19 protein-coding genes are annotated in these 23,777 nt (G+C 60.9%); 14 read left to right on the plus strand and 5 right to left on the minus strand.

Translation table 11 applies throughout. The annotated features are described in order from the left end of the window. The first annotated feature begins 58 nt into the window (after positions 1-58). The 6 genes from AB3G35_RS11585 (at position 59) to AB3G35_RS11610 (ending at position 9,004) form a co-directional block, all read left to right on the plus strand. Positions 59-4,036: a cellulose synthase subunit BcsC-related outer membrane protein gene (locus AB3G35_RS11585; protein WP_369782688.1), complete on the plus strand. Its 3,978-nt coding sequence runs from the start codon at positions 59-61 to the stop codon at positions 4,034-4,036. A 54-nt stretch (positions 4,037-4,090) separates the two neighbouring features. Beyond that, positions 4,091-4,714, plus strand: coding sequence for an SGNH/GDSL hydrolase family protein (locus AB3G35_RS11590; protein WP_016780390.1), 624 nt, complete (start codon positions 4,091-4,093; stop codon positions 4,712-4,714). Continuing rightward, complete coding sequence (locus tag AB3G35_RS11595) at positions 4,711-5,379, plus strand: alginate O-acetyltransferase AlgF (protein ID WP_369782690.1); 669 nt, start codon at positions 4,711-4,713, stop codon at positions 5,377-5,379. The genes AB3G35_RS11590 and AB3G35_RS11595 overlap by 4 nt, the downstream gene beginning before the upstream one ends. A gap of 18 nt (positions 5,380-5,397) precedes the next feature. Next, positions 5,398-6,813 carry an MBOAT family protein gene (locus AB3G35_RS11600; protein WP_169844520.1) on the plus strand — a complete coding sequence of 472 codons (1,416 nt, stop codon included), beginning with the start codon at positions 5,398-5,400 and terminating at the stop codon, positions 6,811-6,813. An 11-nt stretch (positions 6,814-6,824) separates the two neighbouring features. Further along, a complete protein-coding gene (locus AB3G35_RS11605; RefSeq protein WP_340079381.1) occupies positions 6,825-7,964 on the plus strand; it encodes a cell division protein FtsQ in 1,140 nt (379 codons plus the stop codon). A 209-nt stretch (positions 7,965-8,173) separates the two neighbouring features. Continuing rightward, a complete protein-coding gene (locus AB3G35_RS11610) occupies positions 8,174-9,004 on the plus strand; it encodes an AraC family transcriptional regulator (protein ID WP_203304126.1) in 831 nt (276 codons plus the stop codon). On the opposite strand, the gene AB3G35_RS11615 is transcribed toward AB3G35_RS11610, so the two are convergent. Beyond that, positions 9,001-9,588: a LysE family translocator gene (locus tag AB3G35_RS11615; protein ID WP_369782691.1), complete on the minus strand. Its 588-nt coding sequence runs from the start codon at positions 9,586-9,588 to the stop codon at positions 9,001-9,003. The two genes, AB3G35_RS11610 and AB3G35_RS11615, sit on opposite strands and share 4 nt — an antisense overlap. Before the next feature lie 158 nt (positions 9,589-9,746). On the opposite strand from AB3G35_RS11615, the gene AB3G35_RS11620 reads away from it, so the two are divergent. The 5 genes from AB3G35_RS11620 to AB3G35_RS11640 all read left to right on the plus strand — a co-directional run bounded on the left by AB3G35_RS11620 (position 9,747) and on the right by AB3G35_RS11640 (position 16,238). Next, positions 9,747-10,304, plus strand: coding sequence for a helix-turn-helix domain-containing protein (locus AB3G35_RS11620; RefSeq protein WP_083369465.1), 558 nt, complete (start codon positions 9,747-9,749; stop codon positions 10,302-10,304). Positions 10,305-10,326: 22 nt separating this feature from the next. Then, positions 10,327-11,673 carry a glutamine synthetase family protein gene (locus AB3G35_RS11625; protein WP_016780396.1) on the plus strand — a complete coding sequence of 449 codons (1,347 nt, stop codon included), beginning with the start codon at positions 10,327-10,329 and terminating at the stop codon, positions 11,671-11,673. Between the two features lie 451 nt (positions 11,674-12,124). Next, positions 12,125-14,239 carry an FAD-dependent oxidoreductase gene (locus tag AB3G35_RS11630; protein WP_369782692.1) on the plus strand — a complete coding sequence of 705 codons (2,115 nt, stop codon included), beginning with the start codon at positions 12,125-12,127 and terminating at the stop codon, positions 14,237-14,239. Positions 14,240-14,359: 120 nt separating this feature from the next. Beyond that, complete coding sequence (locus AB3G35_RS11635; RefSeq protein ID WP_324708086.1) at positions 14,360-15,157, plus strand: hypothetical protein; 798 nt, start codon at positions 14,360-14,362, stop codon at positions 15,155-15,157. Between the two features lie 22 nt (positions 15,158-15,179). Continuing rightward, positions 15,180-16,238, plus strand: coding sequence for a linear amide C-N hydrolase (locus tag AB3G35_RS11640; protein WP_369782694.1), 1,059 nt, complete (start codon positions 15,180-15,182; stop codon positions 16,236-16,238). A gap of 4 nt (positions 16,239-16,242) precedes the next feature. Here AB3G35_RS11640 and AB3G35_RS11645 read toward each other — a convergent pair whose 3' ends face one another. The 3 genes from AB3G35_RS11645 to bamA all read right to left on the minus strand — a co-directional run bounded on the left by AB3G35_RS11645 (position 16,243) and on the right by bamA (position 19,349). Then, entirely contained in the window at positions 16,243-16,545 is a 303-nt protein-coding gene (locus AB3G35_RS11645) for an XRE family transcriptional regulator (protein WP_088377045.1), read from the minus strand. Next, on the minus strand, positions 16,538-16,897 hold the full coding sequence (locus AB3G35_RS11650; protein WP_016780400.1) for a type II toxin-antitoxin system RelE/ParE family toxin: 360 nt from the start codon (positions 16,895-16,897) through the stop codon (positions 16,538-16,540). Before AB3G35_RS11650 ends, AB3G35_RS11645 begins: the two co-directional genes overlap by 8 nt. Before the next feature lie 85 nt (positions 16,898-16,982). Next, the gene (gene bamA, locus AB3G35_RS11655; protein ID WP_369782696.1) at positions 16,983-19,349 is read right to left on the minus strand and encodes an outer membrane protein assembly factor BamA; all 2,367 of its coding nucleotides are present in this window, start codon (positions 19,347-19,349) and stop codon (positions 16,983-16,985) included. A gap of 183 nt (positions 19,350-19,532) precedes the next feature. On the opposite strand from bamA, the gene AB3G35_RS11660 reads away from it, so the two are divergent. The 3 genes from AB3G35_RS11660 to AB3G35_RS11670 all read left to right on the plus strand — a co-directional run bounded on the left by AB3G35_RS11660 (position 19,533) and on the right by AB3G35_RS11670 (position 22,145). Beyond that, positions 19,533-20,216, plus strand: coding sequence for a response regulator transcription factor (locus AB3G35_RS11660; protein ID WP_016780403.1), 684 nt, complete (start codon positions 19,533-19,535; stop codon positions 20,214-20,216). After that, entirely contained in the window at positions 20,213-21,478 is a 1,266-nt protein-coding gene (locus tag AB3G35_RS11665) for an ATP-binding protein (protein WP_324708084.1), read from the plus strand. The genes AB3G35_RS11660 and AB3G35_RS11665 overlap by 4 nt, the downstream gene beginning before the upstream one ends. Before the next feature lie 217 nt (positions 21,479-21,695). Continuing rightward, a complete protein-coding gene (locus AB3G35_RS11670; protein ID WP_095041127.1) occupies positions 21,696-22,145 on the plus strand; it encodes a hypothetical protein in 450 nt (149 codons plus the stop codon). Here the strand turns inward: AB3G35_RS11670 and AB3G35_RS11675 are convergent. Further along, positions 22,139-23,725, minus strand: coding sequence for an aldehyde dehydrogenase (NADP(+)) (locus tag AB3G35_RS11675; protein ID WP_016780407.1), 1,587 nt, complete (start codon positions 23,723-23,725; stop codon positions 22,139-22,141). The two genes, AB3G35_RS11670 and AB3G35_RS11675, sit on opposite strands and share 7 nt — an antisense overlap. Positions 23,726-23,777: the final 52 nt, after the last annotated feature.

The raw sequence follows: 23,777 nt of genomic DNA on the forward strand, positions 1-23,777 counted from the left end.
GTTTTATGGACAAGCACTTCCCCGCACAGGGGAAGTAACAACCGATGTGGGAATATAAATGTCAGCTCGCCGCCACGCCCTCGCGTTCGGGATCTTCGCAAGCCTGATACACAGCGCCAGCTTTGCCGCCCTTGACGACGCGGGCAAGGCGTTGCTGCAACAGGGTCAATACTGGCAAGCACAGGATGACCAGGCGCGGGCCACCGAGGTCTGGAAAAAGCTGTTGCTGATCGACCCCAAACAGGCCGATGCACTCTATGGCCTTGGCATGCTTGAGCTCAAGGGCAAGCGCCTTGACGGTGCCAGCAATTACCTGGGGCAGTTGCGTCGTGCCCACCCGGGCGAACGCCCGACCTTGCTGCTGGAGCAAGCCATTGCCGTGCAGGCGGGCAACAACGCCGAGCAACTGGACACGGCGCGCTTGCTGGTGACCAACGGCGAGCTTGCCAAGGCGGTGCCGATCTACCGCAAGATCTTCGCCGGCAAGGCGCCCCAGGGTGATCTGGCGCTGGAGTACTACAACGCCCTGGGCTATACGCCCGGCGGCTGGAGCGAGGCGCGTCAGGGCCTGGAGCGTTTGCAACAACAGACGCCGGACAACGCCCGGGTACGCCTGGCGCTGGCCAAGTTGCTGGTACGCAACGAAACCACCCGTTCCGAAGGCCTGCGCCGCCTGGCGCAATTGTCGACGGTGCCGGAGCTGGGCGGCCAGGCCACTGAAAGCTGGCGCGAAGGGCTGGTATGGGTCGGCTCGCCACGACCCGTGGACAAGCCGTTGTTCGAGGCTTATCTCAAGGCCAACCCGGATGACACGGCCATTCGCACGCAAATGAACAGCCGCGGCACTGCGGGTGTGGCGGCGCAGCAGAACCCCCAAGTCGCGCGGGGCTTCAAGGCCTTGCAGGACGAGCAACTGGAGGTTGCCGAGCAGGCGTTTGTGGCGCGGCTCAAGGAACAGGCCAGCGACAGCGATGCCCTAGGCGGCCTTGGCGTGGTGCGCCAGCGCCAGGGGCGTTTCGACGATGCCAATGAACTGCTGCGCCGGGCCATCGGCCGCGGCGGCAACCCGCGCTGGCAAGCGGCGCTGGACGGTAACCGTTACTGGAGCCTGCTCGACCAGGCCGAAAAAGCCCGCGCTGGCAATGATCTGTCCAAAGCTCGCAGCTTGTTGCAGCAAGCCATTGCCAGCAAGCCGCGTCAGGCCGATGGCTACATTGCCCTCGCCGGTGTGCAGGCTGAGCAAAACCAGCTGGACAGTGCCGAGGCCAGCTACCGTCAGGCCTTGACCCTGGACGCTGACAACCCGGACGCAATGCTGGGGTTGATCACCGTGATGGCGCAAAACGGCCAGGCCAACCGGGCCTTGAAGATGGTCGAGGGGTTGACCCCGGCCCAGCAGCAGCGTCTTGGCGATTTGCGCCCGTTGCACGCGGCAGTGGCGGCGGGGCAGGCGAAAAACGCCGAGCGCAGCGGCGACCTCAAAGGCGCGATTGCTGCGCAGAAAGAAGCGGTACGCAACGACCCCCAGGGCGTGTGGACCCGTTACGACCTGGCGCTGTATTACCTGCAGGGCAAAACCCCGCAGTTGGCCCGTCAGACGATGGATGAACTGCTCCAGGCCAGCCCGCAGCGCCCGGAGGCCCTGTTTGCCAGTGCCTTGCTGGCGAGCCAGATGGGCGAGTGGTCGAACGCGCAAGGCACCCTTGAGCGCATACCGGTGAGTCAGCGCACCACGGCCATGCAACAACTGGCCAGCGAGGTGCAACTGCAAGCGCTGGTCAGCCAGGCCACGGCTCTGGCCAGGCAGGGCAACGGCGCCCAGGCCCTGACCCTGCTGCGTCGTGCCGAGTTGCTGGCCAACGGCAAGCCGCAATCGCTGGGCATGCTGGCGCTGGCCTATGTCGATATTGGTGACTCCGGGCATGCCTTGTCGATGCTGCGCAACGCCATCGCGCAAAGCAGCAACCCGCCGCCGGCCTTGCGTCTGGCCTATGCCGGGGTGCTGCTTAAAACCGGTGACGATGAACAGGTCAACCAGTTGCTGCATGAGTTGCAGCGCCAGCCGCTGACCCCGGCCGATCAGCGCAGCTACGACGAAGTGCTGTATCTGTACAGCGTGCGTCAGGCCGACCTGCTGCGGGAGAAAGGCGACCTGGTGGCCGCCTATGACACCCTCGCCCCGGCCCTGGCCCAGCGCCCCGATGACCCGGTGGCGGTGGGGGCCCTGGCGCGCATGTACCTGGCCAACGGCAACAGCGCCAAGGCCATCGAACTGTACAAACCACTGCTGGCCAAAGCCCCTGACGATGCCCAACTGCAGATCGGCATGGCCCAGGCACTGAGCAAGTCCGGCGACAGGCGCGGTGCTGAGACGGCCACCGAAACAGCCCTGGCGCTGGCCCCGAACGATGCCCAGGTGCTGGCCAGTGCAGCGGCAATTTTTCGTGCCCAGGGCAAGAACGCCAAGGCCGGCGAGCTTTACGCCCGTGCCCTGGCCTTGCAGGCGCCGGTCAAGGTACAGGCCAATCCGTTTGCCGGTGCGGTTGCCGCCAACCCCTTTGTCGGCACGTCTGGCCAGCGCAGTCGCTCGCACTTGTCCGAGGCTGATTTTTCGCAAATCCCGGAACCGGCCCAGGTGCAGATCGCGGCATTGGCTGACGACAGCAAGCCCGCGCCGCTCGACGATGAGGTCCAGCCACGGCGTCGTGGCCTGGATGACGAGCGCCGTGTCACAGTGGCCCGCCCGCTGGATCCGCAAGAAGAGGCGCGCAAGTCGATGCAGAGCGCGCTCGACCAGATCAAGCAGGAGCGCAGCCCGCGTATCACTCAGGGCGTGACCATTCGCACCAATGACAGCGAATCGGGCCTGAGCAAAATCACCGATGTTGAAACCCCGCTGGAAATCAGCCTGCCGGTGGGGGATAACCGTATCGCCCTGCGCGTGACCCCGGTTTCGCTCAATGCCGGCGCCGTGAAAGACTCGGCCAAGACCCGCTTTGGCGGGCCCAACGACGTGCAGATGGCCGCCGTACAGGACTTGCTTGCCACCCAACCGGATGCTGACTCGTTGAATACGGCCCTGAGCGATCTCAATGGCTCGGCCGGGCGCCAAAAAGACAGCGGCGTGGGTCTGGCGCTGGGCTGGGAAATGCCGGCGCTGGGGCTCAAGGCCGATCTGGGTGTAAGCCCCATGGGCTTTCTCTACAGCACGCCAGTGGGCGGCGTGAGCATTGACCGGCCGTTTCGCGAGGGCAGCAATTTCCGTTATGGGGCGAGTTTGTCGCGGCGTGCGGTCAACGACAGTCTGGTGTCCTTTGCCGGCGCCGAAGACGCCCGCAGCGGCCTCAAATGGGGTGGCGTCACGGCCAATGGCGGGCGCTTGCAACTGGGCTACGACAATGGCGACTACGGCGTGTATGGCTACGCTGGCCTGTACAAGCTGCTGGGTCACAACGTCGAAGACAACACCCGGATTGAAGGCGGCAGCGGGATCTACTGGTATCTGCTAAACGACGATACCCGCCAGCTGACCACCGGCCTTGGCGTCACAGCCATCCGCTATGACAACAACCAGGGGAACTTCACCTATGGCAACGGCGGCTACTTTAGCCCGCAGAATTTCTTTTCCATCGGCGTGCCGTTCAGTTGGTCGCAGCGCACCGACCGGCTGAGCTACACCCTCAGGGGGTCGGTGGGCCTGCAGCATATCGAGCAAGACTCGACCCCGTACTTCCCTAACGACAGCGCCATGCAGGCCCAGCTGGAGCAGGTCTCGCAAGTGTTTGCCGCGTCCGGCAGCAGCCTGGCCACCCAGTATGCGGGCCAGAACAAAACCGGTATTGGCTACAACCTCGGTGCGGCGGCGGAGTACCGCCTGGGCAACAACTACTTCCTGGGCGGCAGCTTCGGGATGGACAACGCCCAGGACTACAAGCAATGGACCGGCGGTTTATACCTGCGGTACATGTTTGAAGACTTCACCGGGCGCATGCCGATGCCGGTCAGCCCTTATCTTTCCCCTTATTCTTCGAATTAAGCAGCAGGAGTTTTCACCGTGGCAGCATCGATTCTCGCCGGCATGACTATTTTAATGATTGGCGACAGCCATCTGGCGACGCCTGACTACTTGATCGCCACTCTGCACAACGATCTGGTTGCTCAGGGTGCAAACGTTCACACGCTGGGCGTTTGCGGCGCCAACGCCGGTGACTGGCTCAAGGCGACGCCGGGTACCTGTGGTGGTGCCGAACGCCGTGGCAGCGAAAAGGCCGTGGTGCTTGGCGGCAAGGCCGCGACCGTGCCGATCAGCCAGTTGCTGGCCACCGACAAGCCGGACCTGGTACTGATCGTGATGGGCGACACCATGGCCAGCTATACCAAGCCGGCCTTTCCCAAGGCCTGGCTGTGGCAGCAAACCACCGGGCTGACCAAGGCAATCGCCGCCAATGGCACCCGTTGCGTGTGGGTCGGGCCGAACTGGGGCACGGAAGGCGGCAAGTACGGCAAGAACTTTGCTCGTGTCGAGATGACGTCGAAGTTCCTCGCCGCCAACGTTGCACCGTGCAGCTATATCGACTCACTGGCTTTCTCCAAACCCGGGCAGTGGGCCACGATTGACGGCCAGCACATGACCGCCACGGGCTACAGGACCTGGAGCAACGAGATCAACAAGGCGTTGCTGCAAGCCCCGGCCCTCAAGGATGCCAAAAAATGAATAAAGTGATCGCGGCGCTCGCAGGTATTCATGGGTTGGCGTTCACTGCCCTGGCGAGCGCGCAGGTGGCGCTGTACCCCACAGGCCCCGACCAGGATGCGGCCTTTATCCGCTTCGTCAATGCCACCAGTGCCCCTCTGGACGTGCTGGGCCAGCCAGGGCAGCCGCCGCTGCGCCTTGAATCCGCCGCGCCGGCTTCGCTGTTGTTCCCGGTGGACGCGAACCAGGCGATCAAGGGTTCGCTGGCCAGCGGTGCGCACAAGCTGGCCCTCGACCTGAAGGTCGAGCCAGGTGAGTTCGCGACCATTGTGGTGGTGCCGCAAGGTGATGGCATCGAGCAGGTCGCGGTGCGCGAAACCCCGGATGACTTCAACGGCCTCAAGGCTTCACTGGCGTTCGTCAATGTCGACAAGTCCTGCAGCGACGCCAGCCTGCGGCCTGCCGGGCGCAGCGCTGACCTGTTCAAGGCGGTGCCGGTGGCCAGCCTGCAACGACGTTCGATCAACCCGGTGAACCTGTCAGTGCAACTGGTGTGCGCCAATACCAATGTGGGGGCGCCGCTGGATCTGGGCATGCTCAAGGCGGGCGAGCGCTACAGCGTGATGCTGGTGCCTTCTGCCAGCGGGCCGCGTCTGTTGAGCACCACGGATACTCTGTCCCACTGATCGGATTGCACCGCTGCCATGGTCTTCGCCTCACTCGAGTTCCTGACGCTGTTCCTGCCGGCCTTCATGCTGGTTTACGCCCTGGGCAAGCCGCAGTGGCGCAACGTCATTCTGTTGCTCGGCAGCTGGTTGTTCTATGGCTGGCTGAACCCGATGTTTCTCGCGTTGCATGTGGCGTTGACCATCGTGGCCTGGGTGGGCGGGCTGCTGATCGATCGCAGCCGCGAGGACGCCAGGGGCAGGGTACGGCTGTTGATCGCGCTGATCGTGTTCAACACGGCGGTGCTGTGCTGGTACAAGTACGCCAATATCCTGGCCGCGACCTGGATTGACTGGATCACCTATCCGGGTGCGATGCCGCTGGAATGGCAGCGTGTGGCGCTGCCCGCCGGGCTGTCGTTTATCGTGCTGCAGGCGATTTCCTATCTGGTGGATGTACACCGCCACACCGTGCCGGTGGAGCGCAGCTTTATCAATTACGCCACCTATATCTCAATGTTCGGCCATTCGATTGCGGGGCCGATCATTCGCTATGACTGGGTGCGTCGCGAGCTCACCAAACGTTATTTCGACTGGCAGAACTTCTCGCTGGGTGCGCGCCGTTTCATGATCGGCATGTGCATGAAAGTGTTGGTGGCAGACACGCTGTCGCCGTTGGTGGATGTGGCCTTTCATCTCGACAATCCCTCGTTTGTCGACGCCTGGATCGGATGCCTGGCTTACTCGCTGCAATTGTTTTTCGACTTTGCCGGTTACAGCGCCATGGCCATCGGCCTTGGCTTGATGCTGGGCTTTCATTTCCCGGAAAACTTCAACCAGCCGTACCTGGCCAGCAGCATTCAGGATTTTTGGCGACGCTGGCACATGTCGTTGTCCAGCTGGTTGCGCGACTACCTGTATATCGCCCTGGGCGGTAACCGCAACGGTGCCTGGAAGACCTATCGCAACCTGTTCCTGACCATGGCCATCGCGGGGCTGTGGCATGGCGGCGACAGCTGGAACTACCTGCTGTGGGGCGCGGCCCACGGTGTTGCGTTGTGTGTGGACCGGTTGTGGTCGCGCTCCAGCCTGCCGCGCATCCCGTCATGGTTGTCGCATACGTTGACGCTGCTGTTTGTGTTTATGGCCTGGACCCTGTTTCGCGCGCCGGATTTTGCCGCTGCCCTGAACATGTACGCTGGCCAGTTGGGCTTGCACGACTTTGCCCTGGGCGACGGGCTGGCTGTAACCCTGCGCTCGGCGCACGGCCTGGCGGCATTGCTGGGTGTGGTGTGCATCATCGCACCGTTGTTCAAAAGCCGTTATGAACAACGCTTTGCTGCCCGCGTCTGGTTTGCGCCGATGGCGGCTCTGTGGCCGGTGGCGGGTTTTCTGCTTTCGTTCGCGTTGATCGCGAGCCGCGAAGCCGTGCCCTTTCTGTACTTCCAGTTCTGATGGTCGCGCCCATGTCCTCATCATCGCCCCAACCGGTTGTACCCTCTGAATTTACCGCCCGTGTCAGCAAGTTTGGCGGCCTGGTATTTGCCGGTTTTCTGGTCGTCAGTTTTGTCTCGTCGCTCTGGCTGTTGTTCAGTACCCAGGTGCCAATGCTGGCGCCTGACCTGACCTCCGAGCAAGTGCTGCATGGCGAGGTCACGCACCGGCTTGCCAGGCAATTGTCCGAGGCTGGCGTGGCGCAAAAGGCGGCGGATCTGGAACGTGGCGCGAGCTGGCTGATGTTTCACGACACCGGCGCGCGGGTGCGCCCGGGATGTGCGGGCTGGCTGTTCTTGACCGATGAAATGCGCGTCAACCGTCAGGCCCGGTTTAATGCTCAAGCCAAGGCAGCAGCGGTGCGTGATATCCAGCAACAGCTGGCCGGGCGCGGTATCCGCCTGCTGGTGGCCGTGGTGCCGGACAAGAGCCGGATTGCCGGGGCGCAACTGTGCGATTTGCGCCGCCCGGCGCAGTTGCAACATCGCGCCGCAGCCTGGGTTGAGGAATTGAACAAGGCCGGGGTGAGCGCTGTGGATCTCGCGCCAGCTCTGCAGTCGGTGGGCAGCGATGCCTATTTGCGCACTGATACCCACTGGAGTGAAGCGGGCGCCTCGGCGGCGGCCAGGGCCATCGCCGTGCAGGTACAGGCAATGGGGATCAGCGCCACGCCGCACAAGGATTATGAAACTGCGCGGCAAGAACTGTCACGTCGTCCGGGAGATCTTGTGCGACTGGCCGGTCTTGAGTGGTTGCCAGTGGGGTTGCAACCCGCAGCGGAATCGGTGGCGGCCAGCCGGTTCAGTGAGAAAGCCGATTTATCCCAAGGCGATGCAGACAACCTGGATGATCTGTTGGGCGATGACAACCTGCCCAACGTTGCCCTGATTGGCACCTCGTTCTCGCGCAACTCCAACTTTGTCGGGTTTGTGCAACAAGCCCTTGGCGCACCGATAGGTGACTTTGCCAAGGACGGTGGCGAGTTCTCCGGTAGTGCCAATGGCTACTTCAGCAACCCGGCATTCAAGCAGACACCGCCCAGGCTAGTGATCTGGGAGATCCCCGAGCGTGATTTGCAAACGCCTTACAGCGAAGCGATCAGGCTCATGTAGGCCGTAGCAGCTGCCGCAGGAACGAGGCTGCGTCCGGTTGCGCAGCAACCGTAAACCCTGCGAGTCGGGTTTATCTGGCACACCGCAGTGCCTGATTCTGCGACGACTGCGTCGCCGGACGCAGCCTCGTTCCTGCGGCAGCTGCTACGAACGGTGGGTGATAGTGCTAGTCTGGCAACCAGACACCTGTCCATCACGGTCCCGATCCCATGCCTGCAAGCTCGCCATCACACTGCGCAACTCCGAGGTTCTGGCGGGATGCGCAGTTGCCCTTTATCGAGGCGCGCTCCATCGCCGATGGCCGCAAGGTCTGTTACGCCCGGCACTCCCATGAGATTTTTTCCATCGGCGCCATCACCTCCGGTTGCTGCAACTACCTGCATGAAAAAACCAGCCACAGGATCAGCACTGGCACGGTGGTGTTGATGAACCCCGGTGATGTTCATGCCTGTAATCCGGTCGAGGACCAGCCGTGGTCCTATGTGATGCTGTATGTCGATGCGCAGTGGCTAGCGGGCATTCAACAGGGGGTTGATGAGGATGCCGGCGGGCTGTTCCAGCCCGTTGCGGCCACTTACACGCAATCGCCCGCACTGTTCAACGGGCTCTCCGGGCTGTATGCGCAACTGATCGATCCTGAGCTTGAGGTGCTGGCCAGGCACGAAGCAGCGATCAAGTTTTTTTCGGCGATGCAACAGGAACTGGGCGGTTCGGTTGCGCTGCCCAAGCCCGCCAATGCGCGGGTGGAGCGCGCCGCTGAATATATCGACGAGCATTTCCTGCGCACTCTTCGCCTGCAGGATATCTGTGAGGCCGCCAGCCTGTCAGAGGCTTACCTGATCCGTGCTTTCGAGCAGCGATACCATATGACGCCCCACGCTTACCTGATCAACCGGCGTATCCAGCATGCCCAGGCGCAGTTACGCGAGGGTGCATTGATTGCCGATATCGCCCAGCAAACCGGTTTTTCCGATCAGGCGCATTTCCAGCGCGTGTTCAAGAAGTACCTCGCGGCCACGCCCGGGCAGTACAAGGGCTAAAACCACAGCAAGGACACCGCGCAGCCCGCCAGCATGGCCGCCATGCCGCGATTGAACAGGCGGATGCGCCGGGTGCTGTGCAGGTAGCGGCTCAGAAAGGCACCGGTGTAGGCCCAGCAGGCCACTGACAGGTAACAGACCACAAAATAGATCAGCGCAAATGCCCAGATCAGCGTGGCTTCGCCCCCGGAAACAAACGCCCCCATTCCTGCAACTGCCGCCAGCCAGGCCTTGGGGTTGAGCCATTGCATGGCGGCGCCGGTAAAAAACGACGGGTGCCGCGCGGCCCCGCTGAACTCGATTCGGCCGTTGTCCATCGCCAGTTTCCAGGCCAGATACAGCAAAAAGGCCATGCCGGCCCAGCGGATCAGGTCGGTGAGGATCGGCCACTGCTTGAGCACTTCATGCAGACCGAAGCCGGTAAACAGCAGCAACACCACAAACCCGACGGTAGCTCCCAGCACATGGCGCAGGCTGGGGGCCAGGCCGAACTGCATGCCCGAACTCAGGGCCACCACATTCACCGGCCCCGGTGAAATGGATGCTGCCAGGGCGAATGCCGCCATCGAAATCAACACGCTCATCGTGATTGTCCTCCGCTTCAAGGTTGAGCCTTGAGGTTATGGGGCGCGTAGCCCGGCGTATTGAACAAAACTCCCCTGTGCAGGGTGACTTGCGCTGGTGAAATTTAATCTGTATTTTTTCATGAAATTAAACGATATTAATTTCACGGCGGCCGGGAATGAACAAGCAAGAAGAGATGGCCGCGTTGGCGATCCTTATCCATGACCTGCGCAAGCACAAGAAGTACACCCTCAAGGAACTGGCCGACAAGATCGGCCGTTCCGTGGGTTTTTTGTCCCAGGTCGAACGCGGGTTGTCCCAGCCCACGGTGGCCGACCTGACCGCCATCAGCGAAACCCTGGGCGTGCCCACCACCTATTTCTACAGCCTGCCCAAGCCCAAGCAGTTGCCCTGGGTGACCCGCCCGGACGAGCGCCGCACGCTGTACCTGGGCAACGGTATCACCGACATTCTGGTCTCGCCGCAAATCCGCGCGTCGTTCTCCATGCTCGAAAGCCTGCTGGAAGCCGGGGCCAGTAGCGGTGATCGACACATGACAGACAGTTCGGAGCAGGGCGGTTATGTGATCGAAGGGCAGTTGACCCTGTGGCTGGGAGACGACGATGAACCCGCCACCCTCAATGCCGGAGACAGTTTCCAGTTCGACAGTCACACCCGCTGTCGCTACGCCAACCTGACACAGCAGCGCACGCGCGTGCTGTGGGTCTACACCTGATAACAATAAAGGAACCTTGAAGATGGATGCTGCCTGCTCTGATCTGCTGGCCGAAGTACGCGCGTTTCGCCAGCGCCACCCCGAGGTACGTTATGTCGACCTGATCTCCCTGGACATCCCCGGGCATTTCTATGGCAAGCGCTACCCCATCGACATGCTCGAAAAAGTCGCGGCTGGCAGTGTTCTAAAACTGCCGCAAAACTGCGTGCTGCTGGGGGTGCAGGGCGGGCTGTTCAAGATTGGCGACTACTGTTTCAACGACGGCGACCCGGATGCCGTGCGCCGCCTGGTGCCGGGTACGCTCAAACCGGTAACCTGGGAAGGCAAGCCTCTGGGCCAGATGCTGATCACCTCTGACGGCACTGAGCAGCCGATCGTCTTCGAACCCCGCGAAGTGCTCGCCCAGGTGCTGGCGCGGCTGGCGCGCAAAGGCATTCACCCGGTGGTGGCGTTCGAGCTGGAGTTTTATCTGTTCGACAAGCAACTGCGTGATGGCTTGCCGCAGTTCCCCCGGGATCACCTGAGCGACGATGCCGACGACCAGCCCAATATGCATATCGAGCGCCTGTCACGCTTTGCTCCGGTGCTCGATGAGATGGTCGACGCGGCACAGGCCCAAGGCATCGATGCCACCGTGATTACCGCCGAACTGGGCCCGGGGCAGTTCGAAATCAATTTTGGTCATCTCGATGACGGTTTGCGCGCCGCGGACTGGGCGGCCCTGTTCTGTCGCAGCACCCGCGGGGTGGCGCTCAAGCATGGCTATCGCGCCAGCTTTATGGCCAAGCCCTACTTGCAGCACCCGGGCAGTGGCATGCATGTGCATGTCAGCTTGTATGACGGGGCAGGCAACAACCTGCTGGCGGTCAACCAGCAACAACCCCTGCGCCATGCCATCGCCGGTTGCCTGGAATTGTTGCCAGCGTGCATGCCGATCTTTGCGCCCAACCACAACGGGTTTCGCCGCCTGGGCGGCACCACCAATATCGCCACCCAGGCCAGTTGGGGTTATGAAGACCGCGATGCGTGCCTGCGCATTCCGGAGTCCGACAGCAAAAACCTGCGCGTCGAGTATCGCCTTGCCGGGGCCGATGCCAACCCGTATCTGCTGCTGGCGGCGATTCTGGTGGGGCTTGAACACGGGCTGGAAGCGGGCAGGGAGCCGATCCTGCCGCTGAACGAAGACCGCAACAGCGGTATCGCCTTCCCCCTGGACATGCTCGAAGCCGTTCGGGCAATGCAGCACCAGCCGCAGCTGCGTGAAGGCCTGGGCGCCGAGTTTGTCGATGTGTACTGCGAGAACAAACGCCAGGATCATCTGGCCTTTATGCAGGACATCAGTGCCCGGGAATATCGCTGGTTTATGTAAGGGCGCACAGTGTGCTCAGCCCCTGACGACTTGCCTGGCGCCATGAGTGGCGCCTTTTGGCGGTCGCTTATCACCTGCGTCTTCTGCAGTAGATGCCCATATACACACTCTTTGGCCAGTGCAGGCTAACGCTAACTTAATATTTTTAGAAATTTCGGAAACGTCTTACAGATGAGATTGTTAGTCCCTGCTAGCCTGATTTAGGTTGTTACATATAGGCGGAGTTTATAAGTTAAACAATACACTCTACCCTGGCTCAAACTACGTTTGAGTGCGTTGTAATGTTCTGGTGCTGTTGCCACTCCATGAGTAATTAATGGAACTTGGGTGCAAGTTGCCCGGGGCGGGCGTTTTATTGCCAGAAATAAACAAGTTTGTTTCAGTAACGCCCCAACTTGTTAGCGTTCCTGGTTTGCGGGGCATCAGGTTCAGAATTGTTGGAGACAAAGCCATGACGCTTTCTTGTGTTCCGCCAGTTGCTGCATCACTTATTGCCACAAGTGAAACTATCCTGCACATCGCGCCCGTGTCGAAAGGCTGGAAGGCCCAGGCTCCGGATAATGTCGTGTTCCTGCCTCCCACCTTGAGCAAGCAAACCCTGCTTGTACAGATCGGGCTGCTGCGTCCGTCAACGCTGGTTATTGCAGACCAGGTCATCGATGCAGACGTGATTGACCAATGGCGCGTATCCCACCCGTTTGGAGACCTCTTTCTGGTTCGCCGAGGCACGAGCCTGGATAAGGTCAGGCTGGATCTGTGCGGGCCCAACCACATTCAGGTAGTCAACACACCGGGGGTCAACGCGCCCCATGTCGCGGCCTATATCGCGCATTGGCTGACATGCTGCGATGGTTCCATGCCCCGTGATATCTCTGTGCTGGGGTACGGCAATGTGGGTAAAGAGCTGGTCAGGCTGTTGCTGGACCGCGATCCCGAGCTACGGATCAAGGTGCTGGCTCGGCATCCGCGGGTTACGCAGCCTTTTGGCAAAGGCTTTGCCGATGGCAGGGTGTCATTTGTCGTGGATTGGCGCCAGGCAATGGACGGCGCCCAGGCGGTGGCCGTTTGCGTGGCCCTGAATGATCAAACCGCGCATCACATTGATAAGTCCCTGATTGACTGTCTGCACTGCCAGGCTCGAGTGGTCTGTGTGGCCAAGCCGGATGTGTTCAGCGATGATGCCTTGCAGGCCTTGGCCGAGGCTGAAGGCATCCAACTGGTAGTGGATTATGGTCCTGCAACATTAACTGCGTTTCGGCTGCGCACCCAGGCGCTCGGCTGCAGTGCCTCCAGCTGGCGCAAGCCCGCGACCCTGACCACGCAGGCAGCTACCAGCGAAGCGTGCAATTGCGATCTTGACTATGCCGTCTGCGTTCAACTGAGCCTTATGGGCTTGCGCAGCCTGGTCAGGCGCAAGCTTGCGCAATCATTGAGGATCCCCGCCCGGCAGGTGCGTACCGGTGCACCGTGCATTTCAATCATCGGCAGAGGTATCAATGGCCTGCTCCAGGCCGTGATGTGCCGCTTGGCGAATTATCAGGTCACGGTCTACGGCACCTCTCAGCAGAGCGATGGTGCCAGTCACAAGCAGGTGAACATGCGCCATCTGTCAGCGACGGAAACTACGGCAAAGCCGCTGCATAACGGCTATCTGCTGCCTGGGAACCAGTACCTGGCCGTTGAATGCAATCGCGCAGGCATCGAGCTGTTTGCCAAGCTTGTGGCCGACAACCCCTCGCTGGCGCCATTCGCCCAGGCGGGTATTGTTCGAGCCTACAGGCAAGATGCCAGTGATGTTGAGGCTGCGATCCATGAGCAACGTGATATCGAAAACCGGCCCTGGCCCAGCGGCAAGCCGGGAGGCGAAATCACGCAGATCAATCAGCGGCAATTTTTGGCCCGATATGCAATCCCCGGGATCGCTCGGGCTATAGAGGTATCGGGTTACGATCTGGAGTTTGTGCCGCTTATGGACGCGATAGTGGCGCTTTTGCAGCGCTCCGGGGTTCAGTTCCTGCCTCAGCGTCTGACCCGCGCCCAAATTGCAGACCTGAGTAGAGAGCACTTTGTTGTGACGGCCCTGGGTGTCGAACAACCCGATGTCGTAGCGATCATTGGCTGGTTTTTTAAACTGCCTGCTGTTGCCAACGAAGGTGCCAGGTTGCGCGGGCTCAAGCTGCAGTACGATCTGCCAGTCGGGGTGATGAATTGCCGCCTGGACGGCGACTGCATTGTGGTTTCCGGTGGGCAGGTTGCGCCCAATGCAACGCCGCAGTACAAGCAGCAAATATTCGAGGCCTGTCTTGCTGCAGTTTCCCGGCACTTTCCCCAGTCCTATGGCCGGGCAATTGAAACTGGCGAATTGCAGGTTATCGAATGTGCCCGCACCGATACCCCGGATGGAATCGCGATCGTGCATTGGTCAGCATACAATTGCATTGCGGCCGGGGGCACCTATGCCGCAGGTACCACGCAGGGGCTGGTATGGGCCTCTTTGGTTCAGGAGCTTATCCAGGCAAGAGCACCTGCGGTGTCGGAAGCGTACATCAGGGCAAATGGTGCTTGATCATTGTGTACCTGTAGCCGCCACCGCGCTGCGTTCCTGAGCGGCTACAGCTGAAAGACGTGACCGCGCCATTTCCTGCTATACCTGTTGGTCAACTCCAGGAAGCGGTCAGTCAGGACGATGAGCAAACTGTTTTTCACCCCCCCCGTAACGGCCTTGCCGCTGTTGCTGTTTGTGCACATGGCGCACGCAGAGCAAGCTGCCGACACCCAGTGGCTACTGCTGGCCAGCCCCTTTGTCTGGGCGCCGTCCATGAGCGGGCAGGCGGCGCTGGGCGGGGTCAATACCAAGGTCGATGTGCCGTTTGCCGATGTCTGGGAAAACCTGAGCACGGTGTTTATGGGCAATCTGGAATTGACCAACCGCACCCTGGGTTTTTATGTCGACGGCGTCCACGCCAAAACCGATCAGTCCGAACGGGTCTACGGGCGCAAGGTGGGCCTGGCGATCACCCAGAGCACCGTGGCTGCAGGCGCGTATTACCGGGTCTATGAATATGCGTTGGGGGGCGAGACGGTTTTTGGCGAACCGCGCACCTGGCGTGTCGAACCTACGATTGGTGTGCGCTGGACCAAGCTGTCAACCAAACTGGATATCGACTCCCTGGGGTTCAGCACCAAGAAAAAAACCGAGTGGACCGACCCGTTTGTAGGGTTGCGCATGCAGGCTGACCTGACCGCGCGCTGGACCCTGTCCGGCGAGGCCGACACCGGCGGGCTGGATACAGCTTCGAAAAAAACCTGGAACGCCCAGGCCTACCTGGGTTACCGCATGTACCTGGCCGATCACCCCACGATCATCCGCGTCGGTTATCGGGTGCTGGCACAGGACTATCGAACCACCGACTTTACCGGCAACAAGTTCAAGTACGACGTGACCCAGCGCGGCCCGGTACTGGGCCTGTCCATGCGCTTCTGACAAGCACCGAGGAGACAAGGCAATGCAACTGCTTAAACACACCCGTAATCTGACGCTGGCACTGGCCGGCTTTATGCTCGCATTGCCGGTTGCCAATGCCTGCACCCGCCTGGTGTATCTGGGGGACAACGACCGGGTGATCACCGCGCGGTCGATGGACTGGAAAACCGACGTGGCCACCAACCTGTGGATCTTCCCCCAGGGCATGCAGCGCACCGGGGAAGTGGGGCCGGGGTCGCTCAAGTGGACATCAAAGTACGGCAGCGTGATTGCCAGCGGCTACGACATTTCCACCACCGACGGGGTCAACGAAGCCGGGTTGTCGGCCAACCTGCTGTGGCTGGTCGAGTCCGAATACCCGCCGGTCCATCAGGGCAAGCCGGGGCTGAGCATCGCCGCCTGGGCCCAGTATGTGCTGGACAATTTCAGCAGCGTTTCTGAAGCGGTGGCCGTGCTCAGGACCGAGCCCTTTACCGTGGTCACCGCCAATGTGCCGGGTGAGAGCCGGCTGGCAACCTTGCACCTGTCGATGTCCGATGCCTCGGGGGACAGCGCCATCATTGAGTTTATCGGTGGCAAGCAGGTCATTCACCACGACCGCAGCTATCAGGTGATGACCAACTCCCCGGCATTCGATGCGCAACTGGCCATGAATGCCTATTGGCAAGCCATCGGCGGGACGGTGATGCTGCCTGGCACCAATCGCTCGGCGGACCGGTTTGCCCGTGCCTCGTTTTACGTCAACGCAGTGCCAAAAAACCAGGACGCACGCCTGTCGCTGGCCAGTGTATTCAGTGTGATCCGCAACGTCTCGGTGCCGTACGGCATTACCACCCCCGGTGAGCCGAACATTTCCTCGACGCGCTGGCGCTCGGTGATCGACCACAAGCAGAAGCTGTACTTTTTCGAGTCGGCGATCACGCCAAACACCTTTTGGGTGGACTTGAACAAGATCGACTTCTCCAAGGCTACAGGGGCGGTCAAAAAGCTGGACCTGGGCCCGGACCAAAGCACCATTTACTCCGGGGAGGTTTCAAGCCGCTTCAAGGCCACTGCGGCCTTCAAGTTTGAAGGGGCGTAAGGAATTACCCGTGTTCTGCTTTGTGCTCTGGCACCAGGCGGACTTCTACACGCTGTCCTAATGCCCGTGCAGCGCTGGCCAGTGTGGCTAGTGTCATGCCCGGGTCATTCTGGTCGAGCGCCCGATCCACCGCCGTGCGGCTGGTATGCATGCGGTCGGCCAGTGTTTTTTTGCTGACGTGCTGTTCTTTCATGGCCTGGGCTATCTGCCAGGCAATAACGCGTTTGAGTGCGGCGGCCGAAACCTCTTCTGCAAGGCCTTGTTCCGAGAGAAAGTCGTCAAAGTCAGAGCCGATATGGTTATTCATGCGCGGTACCTCGTAGTTTTGCATGGCGCTGTCTGGCGGTTTGCAGGTCCACCGTCGGGGTTTTCTGGCTTTTTTTGATAAATCCGTGAAGCAGGATCATCTGTGAGCCAACGACCGTAAAGATGACGCGAGCAATGATGCCCTCCAGATCAGAGCGAACCTCCCACAGTTTTGGCTCCAGTTTGCGTACAACCGGCATGCCAATCGGCCAGCCAAGTTGCACGGTCTTGATATCGATGCCAATCAGTCGTCTTTGCTCGCGCCCAAGGCCGGTTAACCATTCGCGAACGGGTTCGTTATCGGCTTCGGTGCGAAAAAATGCAACCGTGAGGATGGGAGGGATTCGAGTCATGAGCTTGAGTGTACCTAAAATGGTACGTCTCTCAAGTTTTGCCAGCCCCAGCTGACCAACGGCCAGGGATTGTTCTCCCGCGCTTTTAAAACGTCTGCCCCATGGAGAACTGGAACACCTGGGTTTCGGCGTCATCAGGTTTGCGTATCGGCAGCGCGAGGTTGACGCTCAGCGGGCCCAGCGGGCTGTACCAGGTCACGCCCACACCCACGGAACTGGCTATCTGGCTGAGGTCCACGCCGTCGCAGCCGGTGGTGGTGCTCAGGTAGCATTTGTCCGAGTACACGCTGCCCACATCCCAGAACAATGAGGTGCGCAGGGATTTGTTGTCCTTGATAAAGGGCATCGGGAACAGGTATTCGACCCCGCCGGTGATCATGATGTTGCCACCCAGGGCTTCGGTGTCGCGGTCGGAGTAATACGCTTGCCCGGCACTGGAGTAGGTACCGGTGGCGGGGGTATTACGCGGGCCCAGGGTGCCGCTTTCAAAGCCGCGCACCGTACCTTCGCCGCCTGCAGTGTAGTTTTCATAGAACGGCAGGCCATCGGTGGAGCCATAGCCGTTGCCGTACCCAAGCTTGGTATGAAAGCGCAACGAGGTCGATGCGCTTACCGGCAGGAAGGTCTGGCCGGTGTAGTCGATCTTGTAGAAGCTCAAGTCGCTGCCGGGTACGGTGACCATCAGGTTGAGGTTTTGCGAGTAGCCGCGGGTCGCCAGGATGCCCTTGTTCAGGGTCGACTCCGACCAGCCCAGGTTGGCCTTGAAGTTGGTGAATTCCTTGCCTTCACGGTCGATAAAGTCGTAGATCTCGTCGGCGCTGTAGGTGCCGGGTTCAATGCTGTCATGCTGGGCGGTCAGGCCAAAGCTGATCCGTGAGGTTTCATTGATCGGGTAGCCCAGGGTGGCGCCGGCGCCATAACTGTTGATCGAGTAGTACGACACGCCATCGTCGTAGTAGTCGTTGTAGTCGGTCTTGTTGTAGAAGGCGTTGTAGCCCAGGCTGACGCCGTCCTTGGTGAAGTACGGGTCGGTGAAGCCGATGTTGTACTTGCTCTGGTATTCGGAGCGAGTCAGGCCCAGGCTGGCGGAGTTGCCCGTGCCGAGGAAGTTGTTCTGGGTGATCGAGCCGCCCAGGATCAACCCCGCGCTCTGGGCAAAGCCGACACTGGCAGTGATCGAGCCGGAAGACTGTTCTTCAACGCTGTAGTTGACGTCAACCTGGTCGTCGACACCCGCTACCGCCGGTGTCTCGACGTTGACTTCCTTGAAGTAGCCCAGCCGCTCAAGCCGCGTCTTGGACTGATCGATCAGGTAGGTGGACGCCCAGCCGCCCTCCATCTGGCGCATTTCGCGGCGCAGTACCTGATCTTCGGTCTTGGTGTTGCCGCGAAAGTTGATGCGGTTGGCGTAGGCGCGCTTGCCCGGGTCGACCACAAATTCGATGTCTACCGTGTTGCCGTCCTTGCTCGGGGTTGGCACCGCATTGACGTTGGCAAAGGTATAGCCCTCGTTGCCCAGGCGGCGGGTAATCAGATCCGAAGTCGAGGTCATAAGCTTGCGGGAAAACACCTGGCCCTTTTGCACCAGCAGCAAGGCCGTGATCTGATCCTCGGGCACTTTCAGGTCGCCGCGCAGCTTGATGTCGCGCACGGTGTACTTGGTGCCTTCGTTGATATTGACCGTGATAAAGACCTGCTTCTTGTCGGGGCTGATCGATACCTGGGTCGAGACGATTTCCATGTTGATATAGCCGCGGTCCATGTAATACGAGCGCAAGCGCTCCAGGTCACCGGACAGTTTCTCGCGGGCATATTTGTCATCGTTCTTGAAGAACGACATCCAGTTGCTGGTCTTGAGGGTGAACTGATCGTCCAGCTCGGCCTGGTCGAAAACGCTATTGCCCACCACATTGATATGCTTGATCGCGGCCACTTCGCCTTCGTCGATCCTGATCTTCAGGCCGACGCGGTTGCGCGGTTGGGCAACCACCTCGGCGTCCACCGCGGCCGAGTAACGCCCTTGCGCCACATACTGGCGCAGCAGCTCATTGCGTACCCCTTCGAGTGTGGCGCGCTGGAACACTTCGCCTTCGGCCAGCCCGGACTGTTTGAGGCCTTTCATCAAGTCATCGGTAGAGATGGCCTTGTTGCCTTCAATGTCGATACTGGCAATGGACGGACGCTCGACCACAGTGATCACCAGCACGTCGCCATCGCGCCCCAGCTGGATATCCTGGAAAAAACCGGTCTTGAACAGTGCACGCGTGGACTCCACCAGTTGCTGGTCATCGACCTGTTCGCCAACGTTCAAGGGCAGGGCGCCGAACACGCTGCCGGCGGACACCCGCTGCAAGCCGTTGATGCGGATATCGGCTATCTTGAAGCCTTGGGCATGGGCCAGTGAGGCATTGAGCAGCAGTGCAACCGAGCAGAGCAGGCGCGCAAAATTCATTTAGATCAGTTATCCAGGACACATCGACAAACAGCACAAGCAGGCTGGTGGAGGTCCAGCATAAAAGCTCGGGGCGTATGGTGCGGTTAACCGAGTGTCAAGTTAGGTAAAGGTTGGCCGCGGGCAATGACGCTGCGGGCCGCAATGACGATAATGCGTAGATCCCCCCTTCAAGAGTTCGCCATGATCCGTGTATTGCTCGTCGACGATGACCAGGAACTGACCGGTTTGCTCAGTGAGTATCTGGAGCGCGAAGGCTTTGAGGCGACGGCGGTGCATACCGGCGAGGAGGGCGAAGTGCAGGCGCTGTCGGGGCAGTTCAGCATCGTGGTGCTGGACGTGATGCTGCCCCGGCTTTCCGGGATTGAAGTACTGCGGCGCATTCGTGCCCGCAGCCAGGTGCCGGTGGTGTTGCTCACCGCCCGCGGTGACAACATCGATCGCATCACCGGCCTTGAACTCGGTGCCGACGACTATGTGCCCAAACCCAGCTCGCCGGGCGAACTGGTGGCGCGCCTGCGTGCAATCATGCGCCGGGTGCAACCGGGCGGGCAGGCCACCACCGAAGTGATCAAGACCGGCCCGCTGGTGTTGTGGCCCGGCAAGCGCCAGGCAATGTGGCAGGGCCGTGAGCTGGGGGTGACCAGTACCGAATTCAGCCTGCTCGAAGAACTGGCCCGCAGTGCCGGGCAAGTGGTGAGCAAGCAGGACCTGTCGCTCAATGCCCTGGGCTGTCCGTTGACCCGCTATGACCGGCGTATCGACGTGCATATCAGCAGTATCCGGCAAAAACTGGGCCCCCGCCCTGACGCCAAGGCCTGGATCCAGAGCGTGCGCGGGCTCGGTTATCTGTTGATCGCGGAATGATGAAACCCAGCCGGTTGTTCTGGAAACTGTTCCTGGCCTTCTGGCTGGCTACAAGCCTGACGTTTTTTGTTGGTATCGGCATTATCACCTTGAGCCGCCAGGGCCCTGGCAATCCGCATCTGGACACCATCCTTGAAAGCGAGGAACAGTTGCTGCGCCAGTTCGGTGTCGAGGCTGGCAAACAGTTGCTGCAGGTGTGGCACCACCCCGATGACGAGGCCATTGCAGTGTATGACAGCGACGGGCAATTGCTGGCCGGGTTGCCGATTGTGCGCCCGGCGTTCGAGCGTACGGTGATCAGCAAGGAAGGCCTCATCCTGTCGCTCAGGTCGACGCGGGTGCCCGGCAATGGTGGCGGCGGGGAAGGCGGGCCGGGGTTGATGCCGTTGCTTATCGGCACCGTGATGAGCGCGCTGTTCAGTAGCTTTATGGCTTTTTATCTGGCCTGGCCCCTGGCCTATTTGCGCCGGGCGATGAGTGATGTGGCCCAAGGGCGATTCGAAACCCGGGTAAAACCGTTTATGGGCGCGCGGCGCGATGAAATTGTCGATCTGGCTGAAGACTGCGATCGTATGGCCAATCAACTCAAGCTGCTGGTTGATGCCCAGCAACACTTGCTGCATGACATCTCCCATGAATTGCGTTCGCCCCTGACGCGCATGCAGGCCGCCATTGGCTTGTTGCATCAAAACCCGGCCCGTGCCGATATGGTTGAACGCATCGAGCGCGAATCGCAGCGCATGGACACCCTGATCGAAGCCCTGCTGACCCTGGCCCGGGTGCAGGGTCGGCCCGAGAGCATCGCGCGCGAGCCGGTGGACATCATCGAACTGCTGCACTTGATCGTCGAAGACGCGCAGTTCGAAGCGGGCATCAAGGGCTGTCGGGTCATCTTGCAGGGGTGTCCGTCCTTTGTCAGCCAGGTCAGTGGCGAGTTGCTGTATCGCTGCTTTGAGAATGTGATCCGCAATGCGGTACGCCATACCCGGTCGGACACGGCGGTGTGGGTCGTGGCCGAAGCCAGCCCGGCGGGGCACTGCCTGACGGTGAGGATCAGCGATGAGGGGCCGGGTGTCGAGGAGTCGCGGTTGCAGAGGATTTTCGACCCGTTCGAGCGCGGCACCGGCGAAGCGGGTAGCGGTTTTGGCCTGGGTCTGGCGATTGCCTCAAGGGCGGTGGAAATGCACGGCGGCAGCATCAAGGCGAGCAACCTGCCGGGTGGTGGCCTGAGCGTGGCAATCACCTTGCCACTATCGCTGTAGCCGCTGACGAGCGCAGCGAGGCTGCGATGGGCTGCGAAGCGGCCCCGGCTTTTTGAAGGCCCTTCGGTCCTTTTCGCAGCCTCGCTTCGCTCGTCAGCGGCTACATTGGCTACAGCGGCGTTCGGTGTTTGATCTTTACACGAAATTACACTGCCTTGACGGCCCTGTACGCCACGCCCGCGTAGACTTTGACACTCTATATCGAGTGGAAGTGGCCATGTTTCTGGTGCATAAAAAAGGCTTCGTTGCCGGCAAGAAAATGGTCGATGGCCTGGTGCCTTACGACTTTTTCTGTGAAGACAATCCGGCTATCAACCTGTTTGTATTTACCGGTGCCGGAGCACTCGGTCAAACGGTTGAAGAACAGACGCTGTGGGGGTTTACCCGCCTTGAACGCTTTGAGGCGCTGACCAGTACCCTGGTGGCGAACAAAAAGAACCAGGGCTGGTTTCAAAGCGTCAATGTGCTCACCGGGCCCGCTCAGAACGGCACCCAGACAGTGAAGTTCCAGCGGGTGTCGAAAATCATCAAGCATGTCAGCGTCAACAATCGTGTCGCCAGCAAGGCCGGTTACGAGATCCTGACCGATGAGGGCGACACCTACTTCACCCTCAAGCAGGTGCCGGGACACAGCGCCCAGACCGTGATTTACGCCGCCGATCAGTGATCCAGCGGGTTGCGGCTGTGGCTGCCGTTGACCAGACGTTCGATCCCCAGCGGGTTGGCGTTTTTCAGCGCATCCGGCAGCAGGCTGTCAGGGTAGTTCTGGTAGCACACCGGGCGCAGAAAGCGATCGATGGCCAACGTTCCCACCGAGGTGCCACGCGCATCGGATGTCGCCGGGTATGGCCCGCCATGCACCATCGCGTCACACACCTCGACCCCGGTGGGGTAGCCATTGAGCAGCAGGCGCCCGGCCTTGTGTTCCAGCACTGGCACCACCTCGGCGAAGGCCTCAAGGTCGGCGGATTCAGCAATCAGTGTGGCTGTCAGCTGGCCATGCAGGCTGTGCAGCGCTTGCAGCAACTGTGCCTTGTCCGCGACCTCGACCACCAGGGTGGTCGGCCCGAATACTTCCTCCTGCAACACCTCGGCACCGCCGATCAACAGGCTGGCACTGGCCTGGAACAGCTGCGGGCTGGCCTGGTTGCCCTGTTGCGGCGCACCGGCAAGGTGGCGAATGCCATCGACCTGGGCCAGACGCTGGATGCCTTTGCTGTAACTGGCCAGGCCCCCGGCGTTGAGCAGTGTTTGCGCCGGTTGAGCGCTGAAGAACTGGCCTAGCGCGGTGATAAAACCACTGAATTCAGGGGAGCGGATACCCAGCACCAGACCCGGGCTGGTGCAGAACTGACCCGCGCCTAGCATCACGGAACCGCCCAGCTCCTTTGCGATCTGCTCGCCACGGGCCAGCAAAGCCTGTGGCAATACCAGCACCGGGTTGATGCTCGACATCTCGGCGAATACCGGGATTGGCTGGGGCCTGGCGGCGGCCATATCGCACAGGGCGCGGCCACCGGACAACGAACCGGTAAAGCCGACGGCCTGAATGGCCGGATGCTTGACCAGCGCTGCGCCCACACCCGCGCCGTAGATCATGTTGAATACACCGGCGGGCATTGCGGTGCGTTCGGCAGCGCGCACTATGGCCAGGGCCACCTGCTCAGCAGTTGCCATATGCCCGCTGTGGGCCTTGAATACCACCGGGCAACCTGCGGCCAGTGCCGAAGCGGTGTCACCGCCAGCGGTGGAGAACGCCAGCGGGAAGTTGCTGGCGCCAAACACGGCGACCGGGCCTACGCCGATGCGGCACTGGCGCAAGTCTGCGCGAGGCAGGGGCTGACGGTCCGGCAGCGCCTGATCGATGCGCGCGCCATAAAAGTCGCCCCGGCGCAGTACGTTGGCGAACAGGCGCATTTGCCCGCTGGTGCGTCCGCGCTCGCCCTGGATACGGGCGGCAGGCAGGGCGGTTTCACGACAGACGATGGCGACAAAGTCGTCACCCAGGGCGTCGATTTCATCGGCGATGGCTTCCAGAAATTCGGCCCGGCGTGTGGCCGGCAAGCTGCGAAAGGCCGGGAAGGCGCTATTGGCGGCACCGACCGCCGCATTGACTTCGGCCTCGGTGGCCTGGACAAAGGTGTAAGGCAGTGTTTCGCCGGTGCTGGCGTCCACGCTGTGCAGATGAACACTGCCAGCGCCGCTGCGCTGGCCGCCGATGAAGTTCTGGCCGGTGATGGTGGGCATATGGATTTCCTTAGGGTGGACGTAGCAGCTGCCGAAGGAACGAGGCTGCGTC

The sequence above is a fragment of the Pseudomonas sp. WC2401 genome (genome assembly GCF_041200115.1).
GTDB classification, from domain to species: Bacteria; Pseudomonadota; Gammaproteobacteria; order Pseudomonadales; family Pseudomonadaceae; genus Aquipseudomonas; species Aquipseudomonas fragi.

Bases quoted from the DNA above. Each gene is read 5' to 3' on its own strand.
- AB3G35_RS11670 (WP_095041127.1), top strand. From the start codon at position 21,696: ATGTTTCTGGTGCATAAAAAAGGCTTCGTTGCCGGCAAGAAAATGGTC.
- AB3G35_RS11590 (WP_016780390.1), top strand. From the start codon at position 4,091: ATGATTGGCGACAGCCATCTGGCGACGCCTGACTACTTGATCGCCACT.
- AB3G35_RS11610 (WP_203304126.1), top strand. From the start codon at position 8,174: ATGCCTGCAAGCTCGCCATCACACTGCGCAACTCCGAGGTTCTGGCGG.
- AB3G35_RS11660 (WP_016780403.1), top strand. From the start codon at position 19,533: ATGATCCGTGTATTGCTCGTCGACGATGACCAGGAACTGACCGGTTTG.
- AB3G35_RS11675 (WP_016780407.1), bottom strand. From the start codon at position 23,725: ATGCCCACCATCACCGGCCAGAACTTCATCGGCGGCCAGCGCAGCGGC.
- AB3G35_RS11630 (WP_369782692.1), top strand. From the start codon at position 12,125: ATGACGCTTTCTTGTGTTCCGCCAGTTGCTGCATCACTTATTGCCACA.
- AB3G35_RS11585 (WP_369782688.1), top strand. From the start codon at position 59: ATGTCAGCTCGCCGCCACGCCCTCGCGTTCGGGATCTTCGCAAGCCTG.
- AB3G35_RS11640 (WP_369782694.1), top strand. From the start codon at position 15,180: ATGCAACTGCTTAAACACACCCGTAATCTGACGCTGGCACTGGCCGGC.
- AB3G35_RS11625 (WP_016780396.1), top strand. From the start codon at position 10,327: ATGGATGCTGCCTGCTCTGATCTGCTGGCCGAAGTACGCGCGTTTCGC.
- AB3G35_RS11600 (WP_169844520.1), top strand. From the start codon at position 5,398: ATGGTCTTCGCCTCACTCGAGTTCCTGACGCTGTTCCTGCCGGCCTTC.
- AB3G35_RS11595 (WP_369782690.1), top strand. From the start codon at position 4,711: ATGAATAAAGTGATCGCGGCGCTCGCAGGTATTCATGGGTTGGCGTTC.
- bamA (WP_369782696.1), bottom strand. From the start codon at position 19,349: ATGAATTTTGCGCGCCTGCTCTGCTCGGTTGCACTGCTGCTCAATGCC.
- AB3G35_RS11605 (WP_340079381.1), top strand. From the start codon at position 6,825: ATGTCCTCATCATCGCCCCAACCGGTTGTACCCTCTGAATTTACCGCC.
- AB3G35_RS11620 (WP_083369465.1), top strand. From the start codon at position 9,747: ATGAACAAGCAAGAAGAGATGGCCGCGTTGGCGATCCTTATCCATGAC.
- AB3G35_RS11665 (WP_324708084.1), top strand. From the start codon at position 20,213: ATGATGAAACCCAGCCGGTTGTTCTGGAAACTGTTCCTGGCCTTCTGG.
- AB3G35_RS11635 (WP_324708086.1), top strand. From the start codon at position 14,360: ATGAGCAAACTGTTTTTCACCCCCCCCGTAACGGCCTTGCCGCTGTTG.
- AB3G35_RS11650 (WP_016780400.1), bottom strand. From the start codon at position 16,897: ATGACTCGAATCCCTCCCATCCTCACGGTTGCATTTTTTCGCACCGAA.
- AB3G35_RS11645 (WP_088377045.1), bottom strand. From the start codon at position 16,545: ATGAATAACCATATCGGCTCTGACTTTGACGACTTTCTCTCGGAACAA.
- AB3G35_RS11615 (WP_369782691.1), bottom strand. From the start codon at position 9,588: ATGAGCGTGTTGATTTCGATGGCGGCATTCGCCCTGGCAGCATCCATT.